At 66.0% G+C, this 3,523-nt stretch carries 5 protein-coding genes and 1 pseudogene; 2 read left to right on the forward strand and 4 right to left on the reverse strand.

The annotated features are described in order from the left end of the window. From A5625_RS00690 to A5625_RS00705, 4 genes and pseudogenes are all read right to left on the reverse strand, one after another. Positions 1-395 (reverse strand): annotated as a pseudogene (locus A5625_RS00690) (hypothetical protein); the annotation flags it as partial. A gap of 71 nt (positions 396-466) precedes the next feature. Further along, positions 467-961, reverse strand: a complete 495-nt coding sequence (locus tag A5625_RS00695) for an SRPBCC family protein (RefSeq protein ID WP_066988469.1) — start codon at positions 959-961, stop codon at positions 467-469. Beyond that, positions 961-1,602, reverse strand: coding sequence for a nitroreductase family protein (locus A5625_RS00700; protein ID WP_066988470.1), 642 nt, complete (start codon positions 1,600-1,602; stop codon positions 961-963). The genes A5625_RS00695 and A5625_RS00700 overlap by 1 nt, the downstream gene beginning before the upstream one ends. 17 nt (positions 1,603-1,619) lie before the next feature. Beyond that, the gene (locus tag A5625_RS00705) at positions 1,620-2,102 is read right to left on the reverse strand and encodes a carboxymuconolactone decarboxylase family protein (RefSeq protein ID WP_066988471.1); all 483 of its coding nucleotides are present in this window, start codon (positions 2,100-2,102) and stop codon (positions 1,620-1,622) included. A 116-nt stretch (positions 2,103-2,218) separates the two neighbouring features. Here A5625_RS00705 and A5625_RS00710 point away from each other — a divergent pair, with 116 nt between their 5' ends. Then, positions 2,219-2,908, forward strand: coding sequence for a hypothetical protein (locus A5625_RS00710; RefSeq protein WP_232003303.1), 690 nt, complete (start codon positions 2,219-2,221; stop codon positions 2,906-2,908). A 9-nt stretch (positions 2,909-2,917) separates the two neighbouring features. Further along, a partial coding sequence (locus A5625_RS00715) for a class I adenylate-forming enzyme family protein (RefSeq protein WP_156747791.1) occupies positions 2,918-3,523 on the forward strand: 606 nt, incomplete at its 3' end.

Below are 3,523 nucleotides of genomic sequence, written 5' to 3' on the forward strand. Positions count from 1 at the left end.
CCCGAGGTCTTGAACGCTTTGTCGCCAGGATCGATCTGCACCACCTGGGGTTTTTTGGACATGGCGTTGTCAATGATGGCGCCGTCCGGGTTGCTGGTCCGCTTCCAATAGCAGGTGCCGTCACCGACGGGGCCGCCGGAGCTGTAAATGCCCGGCGCGATGTCGCTGCCCACCGCGTAGATGCCGTCCTTGTCGATGGAGGTCTTCGGCCCCGCGGGCGCTGCTCCCGGCTGCTCCGCCGGCGCTGGTGATCCCGCCGGTGCTCCCGGCGCCGGACCCGGTGCGGGCCCGTGCGTGTCATCCGGATCGGCACTGGCAACGACCGTGGACGCGGCCCAGCCCGCGACCATCAGACTGGCGGCAACCAACCGTGCCGCGGTAGGTACTGCACCCATAGAAGTCGAGGGTACCGGGGTCAACAACCGAATTCACCCGGTTGTGAGCTCAGCCGAGCAGCGACGAACGCCTAGCCCAGCCGCTGCACCCGGCCGGCGTAACCTAGCGCGTGCTCATACGTTTCCAGGTTGTCGCGAGAAATCCGGGCGTGCACCGGACGCTCGAGGAAGAAGCGCAGCACCGGGTTGTAGGCGTGATAGGTCTCGTGGAAGGTCAGCACGGTGGTGCCGTCGGGCTGCTCCTCGAGCTGGTGATAGCCCTCGGCGCGCGACCACAATGGCGCACCGACCGCCACGTAACGCGACAGCTTGTTGATCTCGGCCTCGGTGACGCTCTCCCAGGACCGCCCCCTCCCGCCGGACAGCAGGTACTTGGGGACCGGGAAGACGCAGGTGCGGACCAGACCCTCACCGGCTTCGTTGCCCTCGTTGAGGATTTCCATGCTGCCGGTGGGCCAAGTGAGGACTCTCGGCCGCGGCGCGTCCGGTGGCACCCGCGGATGCAGCACCCGCCATACCTTTCGCGGCGGCGCATCGACGTGGAATCGCACGGTGTAGGACTGCATCAGCCATCTCCATCAGCCGTTGTCCAACTGTTCCAGAACGTGATGGTCTCCGCGGGCGGCCGCTTGGCCGGCCGGAAGTCGGTACCGATCGTGTAAGCGACCGGAAACAGCGCGGCCTGCGTGACGGTGGGCGGGATATCGAGCAGCTCGGCGACCTCTTTCTCCTTGAACAGATGCATCGTCGTCCACACCGATCCCAGCCCCCGCGAACGCAACGCCAGCAGGAAACTCCAGCCCGCCGGGATGATCGACGCCCAAGCCGCCGCGGCGATGCCCGGCTCCGCGGTGTCGATGCGCTGGTTCAGACAGGGAATGACATGCACCGGCACGTCGGCCAGCGTCTCGGTCAAACTCATCGCGCTCTGGTACACCCGCTGCGTCTGAGCGTCCGTCGCGTTCTCGGCGGCGTACGCCAGGTGCTGCGCGCCGATGCTGCGGTAGATCTCGGCGATGGCGGCACGCTTGGCGGCATCGGTGACCACCAGCCAACGCCAGTCCTGCGTGTTGCTCGCGGTGGGCGCCTGCATCGCCAACTGGATGCACTCCAAGATCACGTCGCGACCGACCGGCCGGGTCAGGTCGAGGCGTTTGCGAACGGAGCGCGTGGTGCTCAGCAGTTCGTCGACGGTGGCGATGTCCATTAATTCCTTCCGAGTTGTCAGAGGTCGATGGCGCAAGACTGGTCGACGCCCAGCACAGCCAGCGAGCGCCCCAGGCCAAGAAACACGGCAACGCACAACGTCAGATCCAGGATCTCCTCATCGGAGAACGCCTCCTGAAGTCGTTGGAAGAAGGCGTCATCCATCGACGCATGATCGGTGGCGAAGCGTTCCGCGTACTCGATGCAAAGACGTTGGCGCGGCGTGTATCCCGGGTAGCTCGCATATGCGGCGACGTTGTCGTACAGCTCGGGTGGCACGCCGGCGTCGAGCACGGATTGAGCGCGGAAATCCGCGCAGGCGACGCAGTCGTTGATCATCGCGATGCGCATCCTGGCCAGCTCGCTCTCCTCGGCCGGCAGAATGCTCTGCTGATAGGCACCGCGGATCATGCGTTCGACCATGCCGCCGAGTTGCGGCCGCAGCGTCCAGATCATCGCGGCTTCGCCGCCTGGGCCATCCGGCACGTTGAGACGGGCCATCAGCGAACTCCTGCCCGGTGAAGAGAAGTACTGAGCTGAGCAAACCAGATCGTGGTCGCCGAGGCCAGGCATAGACCCGACAAACGGTTTGGAGTTACCGTCTCGGCGTGCTGTTCATGCACGAGGTGCACAAAGTGCGCGGCCGCCGCGAAGACGACTTCGAGGCCGCGTTTCGGGATAGCTGGATGCCCATGCTCGCCGCGGGCGACGACGCACGGTTGCTGTGGTACGCCGACCACGCTCAGGGCAGTGGCCCGTCCTACACCGTCATCACCATCACCGCCGTCAAGGACGGGGCGGCATTCGAGCGCCTCGCGCTTCGGGTGCAACGAGGCGATCTGCAGACATGGATGCGCGGACTGGACGAACTTCGGTACGACGTCGAGGCCAAACTGCTGGTGGCACTCCCGTGGTCGCCGCTGCAGAACGTCGCGTTGCATGACGTACCGGTCGACGGGGCTGAGCACGAATTGAGCCTCTACATGGAAGACACCATGTGGCCCTACCAAGACAAGTTCGACGAATACATCGATCGGTGCAGCGATGTGTATGCCCCAGGCCTGGAACGGCCCTCCGCAATGTTGGCGATCCAGGCGGCTTTTCAGCCCGCGCTGGGTAGTCACGTTCGCCGTGAGGTCGTCTTGATGCAACGCATCCAGCGACCCGAGCAACTCCTTGGACTGCTCCGAACCCGGATTCCCGACGAATACCGCGCCCCGGGAACCTGGATGCATGACGCTCTGGATTTGCGCGACCAGTGGACCAGCCGGCTCTTGCGCACCTCCGCATGGTCACCCCTGTACTGAACCGCACGCATGAACATCGGGACGATCCTCGAAGCCGCCGCGACCAGCGATCCCGGCCGGACCGCGCTGATCATCGATGGGCAGCCCATCAGTTACGGCGAAGCGGCGCATACGGTCCGCCGGTGCGCTGCCCTGCTGACCGCCGCTGGCGTGCGGACCGGTCAGCGTGTCGCCGTCCTCGACGGTGGAAGTCTGTTGTCGATCGCGACCTTGCTGGCGGCGGCGCGCATGGGTGCGGCGGCCGTTCTGATGAACCCCGCGCTGACCCCGCCGGAGATCCGCGGGCTGCTCGGCAACGCCGGCTGCACCGGAGTGGCAGTGGCGGGCGCGCCGTACGCCGCCCGACTCAGCGAAGCCGGTGTACCCACGGTGTTGACCGACGCCGACCTCGCCGCGGTGACCGCTGGGCCGGGTGATGACACCGTCGAGGCTGCCGACGACCGGGACGCCTTGATCCTTTTCACCAGCGGGACAACCGGACTCCCCAAGGCCGTCGGCATCACCGGGCGGCAGCTCACCAGACGAATCACGGGGATGGCGGCGCCATTTCGCAGGCAGGCCAAGCCGTCAGTGGGGATGATGTGTGTCCCCTTCTTCCATGTCGGGGGCGCGCTG

The organism is Mycobacterium sp. 1465703.0, assembly GCF_001672975.1.
Classification (GTDB): Bacteria; Actinomycetota; Actinomycetes; order Mycobacteriales; family Mycobacteriaceae; genus Mycobacterium.